The following is a 4,537-nucleotide window of genomic DNA, read 5'->3' as shown; positions in this document are numbered from 1 at the left end:
CTTGAGGAAGTAGCGCGCCTCGACCTTGGTCACCCCGCCGGCATAGATCGCCTGCCAGTCGCCGCCGCCGGGCAGCACCGTGCCGGTCAGGCGCGGGCCGGTCACGGTGCCGCCGGTGATCGGGATGAACCGCTTGCGCGCGCCATCGATCTCGCCCTGCTCGACCGGCGGCGCCACCTCGACCCGCGCCGAAAAGGCGTAGGTCAGCGTGGGGGCAGGGGCGGACTGGCCAGCGGCCAGCCCGATGCCCGCAAGCGCGGCGACGGCGAGGGAAGGGGAGAGCGCGGCCATCGGATCAGATCGGATAGTGACCCGCTTCGGTCTCGATCGTGATCCAGCGCAGTTCGGTAAAGCTGTCGATGCCCGCGCGGCCGCCGAACTTGCCATAGCCCGACGCCTTGACCCCGCCGAATGGCATCTGCGCCTCGTCGTGCACGGTCGGGCCGTTGACGTGGCAGATGCCCGACTTGATCTGCTTCGCGACCTTCAGGCCGCGCGCGGTGTCGCGGGTGAAGACCGACGCCGACAGGCCATATTCGGTGTCGTTGGCCAGTTCGATTGCATGCGCCTCGTCGCGCGCGCGGATCACGCCGACAACCGGACCAAAGCTTTCGTCGCGGAACAGCTTCATCTCCGGCGTCACCTTGTCGATGACATGCGCCGGCATCAGCACGCCATTCGCGTCGCCGCCATTGACCTGCACCGCGCCATGCGACACCGCGTCGGCGATCAGCGATTTGCAGTGATCGACGGTCTTCTGGTCCACGACAGCGCCCAACGGCGTCTTGCCCTCGCGCGGGTCGCCGACCGCCATCGTGCCGACCTTGGCCGCAAATTTCTCGACGAACGCATCGGCGACGCTGTCGACGACGATGATCCGCTCGGTCGACATGCAGATCTGGCCCTGGTTCATGAACGCGCCGAACGCAGCAGCCTTGACCGCCTCGTCCAGATCGGCGTCCTCCAGCACGATCAGCGGTGCCTTGCCGCCCAGTTCGAGCAGGACCGGCTTCAAATGCTCCGCCGCGCGCTTGGCGATGATGCGGCCGACCGCCGTCGATCCGGTGAAGTTGATGCGGCGCACATGCGGATTGTCGATCAGGGCGCCGACGATCTCGCCGGCATCGGCGGGCGCGTTGGTGACGATGCTCACCGCACCCTTGGGCAGCGCTTCGTCGAACGCTTCGGCGATCAGGCTATGGGTGCGCGGGCATTGCTCGCTCGCCTTGAGCACCACGGTGTTGCCGCACGCCAGCGGCACCGCGACCGCGCGCACGCCCAGGATGATCGGCGCGTTCCACGGCGCGATGCCCAGCATCACGCCGACCGGTTCGCGCAGCGCCATCGCGATGCAGCCGGGCTTGTCCGACGGGATCACTTCGCCACCGATCTGGGTGGTCAGCGCAGCGGCTTCGCGCACCATGCCGACCGCGAGCATCAAGTTGAACCGCGCCCAGCCCTCGGTCGCGCCGATCTCGCCCATCATCGCATCGACGAACGGGTCGGCCCTGGCGGCGAGCGCGTCGGCGGCCTTGCTCAGTGCGGCGCGGCGGGCATTGGGGCCGAGTGCCGACCAGGCCGGGAAGGCGGCGGCGGCGGCTTCCACGGCTTCGTTCGCGTCGGCAACGCTGAATGCCTTCGCCTCGGTCGCGACGGCGCCGGTGACCGGGTTCAGACGGGTAAAGGTGACGCCGGGAGCCGGCGGTGCGATGGTGGCCATGAACCTCTCCTTTATATTGTTATGCTATATAACCTAAAAATCGGCCATGCAAGCGGCTGAATCGATGATCTGGTGTGCCGGGACGTCGGCCGAAAGGGCGAGGATGCGCTCGGCCTGTTCCCGTGCGCACCCGGCCTCGATCGGCCGCGCGGCATGCGCGGCGCAGTCGACGAATTTGGCGATCAGCGCCGCATCGTCCATCGGCCGGTCGGGATGCCCCGCCGCCTGCATCACGCGATGGGCGAGGGTGGTGCCGTCGTCGAGCGTGATCGTCAGCGACCCGCTCGCCGCCTCGCTCCGGCCCCAGTCGGGATTGCGCCGCTCGACCACCTTGTGCGCCAGCGCGCGGGTGGCGGGATCGGCGATCCGCGCCGCCGTGAAGCTGTCGAGCGTTACCGCGCCGTCGATCAGCGCTGCCGCAACGGTGTAAGGAATCGAGAATTTTGCCTCGATCGCGCGGCCCGGCTCAGCCTTTACCGGCTGCGGGCGGATCAGCATCTCCTGGATCGGCCCGGTCTCCGCCTCGATACGCGCCACCCGGCCCGGATCGACCCGGTCGCGCAGCACCAAAGCCGCCTCGATATAGGGATGCGTCCCTCGGCACGCCGGCCACGGCTTGAAGCTGACCTGATCGCCCAGAAACGTCTCGCCCAGCCCGTCGAGCAGCGCGTCGCGTGGCGCTCCCCCGCCATAGATCGCAAAGAACCCCGCACGTCCCTCCAGCGGCTCGGCAAAGGCGGTCGCACCCGCTTCGGCCAGCAACGCGGCCTCGACCGCGGCGCGCGCGACCAGCCCTTCGCGTACCCCCCGGATCGGCGAGGTCGCGTCATATTTGATCTCGCTGGGAAAACTGCCCTGCAACAGCGCCATTCCCATCGCATGGCGGATGCCGTCGGCGTCCAGCCCGATAAACCGCGCACAGGCCGTCGCCGTGGCGATCAGATTGACCAGAGGCGGGGGGTACCAGCCGCCTTCCTCATATGGACGCGGCGCAGCGATCGACAGGCGACAGGCCAGATCGCTCCCCGCCGCCATCGCGACCAGAAACGCACCGAACGCCAATTCGGGCCGCGCATCGGCGAGTGCCAGCAGGGCAGGGACCAACGCCGCATTGGGATGCGCCGGCCCCGCATCGAACGTGTCGCCGAAATCGAGCTGGTGCGCGAGTGCGCCATTGGCGAGGGCGGCCAGTGCCGGGGTGCTCGACCCATCGAATCCGATCAGCCGCGACGGGCCGGAAACCGCTTCGGCATGGCGGCGATAAGGCGCCGCATCCTCGCCAAGCCCGGACGCGCCCAGCGTCACCCCGACCGCATCCAGCAGCGCCCGACGCGTCGCGTGCCGCGTCGCATCGGGCAGCGTGTCGTGCGTCAGCCCCGCGAAATGCGCCGCGATGATCGCCGAAATAGCTTTATCACAAAACATTCTATGCAAACGCTTTCATCGGCTTTATCGGAAACGCAAGCGAAAAGAGGAGAGGGCGATGCGGATGGGCGCAATTGCGGCGGTGACGATGCTGGCGATGACGCTGCCGGGGGTAGCGCGGCAAGAGCAGCTTGCGCAAACCCTGCCCGGCGGCGCGCGCTGGTCGGCCGAGGTTCCGACGAACTGGAACGGCACGCTGCTGCTCTACAGCCGCGGCTATTCCCCAAGCGCGGGCAACCCCGATCCCGCCCCCAAACAACACCGGCAGGCGCTGCTCGACGCGGGCTACGCCATCGCCGGGTCTGACTATGGCAGCGGCGGCTGGGCGCTTGAGCAAGCCGTTCCGGCCCAGCGCGCCACCATCGCCGCATTCGCCGCGAAACATGGCAAGCCGAAACGCGTCATCGCCTGGGGAAGCTCGATGGGCGGCCTCGTCAGCACCGCTTTGGCCGAGACAAGGGGCAGTGGGATCGACGGCGCTGCACCGATGTGTGCGTCGATCGGCGGGGCGCTCGGCATGATGAACATGGCGCTCGACGGTGCTTACGCCTTCCGCACATTGGTCGCCCCCGGTGCCGGCATCCGCGTCACCGGCATCGACGACGACCGCGTCAACGGCAAGCGCGTCGCCGACGCGCTGGCCGAAGCCGCAAAGACCCCGCAGGGTCGCGCCCGCATTGCGCTCGCTGGCGTCCTGGCGGGCATCCCCGGCTGGACCAGCCGCGACAAGCCCCAGCCGGCCGCCACCGACTATGCCGCGCAGGCCGACGAGATCGCCAGATCGTTCGTCATGGGCGTCTATCTCCCCCGCACCGATCAGGAACAGCGCGCGGGCGGCACATTCAGCTGGAACACCGGCATCGATTATCGCGCGCAGCTCGCCCGCTCGGGCCGTCGCGCGATGGTCGAAGCGCTCTACCGCGAAGCCGGGCTCAAGCTCGACGCCGATCTCGCCACCCTCAATGCGGGTCAGCGCATCGTCGCCGCCCCCAAGGCGGTCGCCTATATGCGCGCCAACTACACCCCAAATGCCCGCCCGCTGGTGCCGCTGGTCGCGGTGCAGACGATCGGCGACGGGCTCACCGCCCCGGCGATGCAGCGCGGCTATGCGGAGGCGGCGCGCGGCGATGTGAAGAGCCTCTATGTCAACGCGGCGGGCCATTGCACCTTCGACACCGCGACGGTGCTCGCGACGATCCGCTATCTCGACACGCGCCTCACGACCGGAAAATGGCCACAGACCCCGGCTGCTTTTGTCCCCCATCAGCCCGCCCCGATGCTGCGTCCATGCTGGCGCGGGGGGAAGTGTCGCTAGTTATTCCTCCCCCAGCTCGCTGGGGGAGGGGGACCGCCGCCGCAGGCGGTGGTGGAGGGGCGGCCGCGCAGACGGCC

The 4,537-nt window shown here is 68.8% G+C and carries 4 protein-coding genes; 1 reads left to right on the top strand and 3 read right to left on the bottom strand.

The window, feature by feature from the left end:
* The 3 genes from AX681_RS08515 to AX681_RS08505 all read right to left on the bottom strand — a co-directional run.
* Positions 1 to 291 (bottom strand): DUF3237 family protein (locus AX681_RS08515; RefSeq protein ID WP_156456060.1); only part of this gene is annotated, 291 nt, incomplete at its 3' end.
* Between the two features lie 4 nt (positions 292 to 295).
* A complete protein-coding gene (locus AX681_RS08510; protein ID WP_066664955.1) occupies positions 296 to 1,720 on the bottom strand; it encodes an aldehyde dehydrogenase in 1,425 nt (474 codons plus the stop codon).
* A gap of 33 nt (positions 1,721 to 1,753) precedes the next feature.
* On the bottom strand, positions 1,754 to 3,145 hold the full coding sequence (locus AX681_RS08505) for an MmgE/PrpD family protein (RefSeq protein WP_066664957.1): 1,392 nt from the start codon (positions 3,143 to 3,145) through the stop codon (positions 1,754 to 1,756).
* 58 nt (positions 3,146 to 3,203) lie between these two features.
* Between AX681_RS08505 and AX681_RS08500 the strand changes: the two genes are divergently transcribed.
* On the top strand, positions 3,204 to 4,460 hold the full coding sequence (locus AX681_RS08500; RefSeq protein ID WP_066682058.1) for an alpha/beta hydrolase family protein: 1,257 nt from the start codon (positions 3,204 to 3,206) through the stop codon (positions 4,458 to 4,460).
* Positions 4,461 to 4,537: the final 77 nt, after the last annotated feature.

The organism is Sphingomonas sp. CCH9-E2 (assembly GCF_001557215.1).
Classification (GTDB): Bacteria; Pseudomonadota; Alphaproteobacteria; order Sphingomonadales; family Sphingomonadaceae; genus Sphingomonas.
Note: the sequence above shows the minus strand (reverse complement) of the source record. Positions and strands in the feature narration are given on the sequence as shown.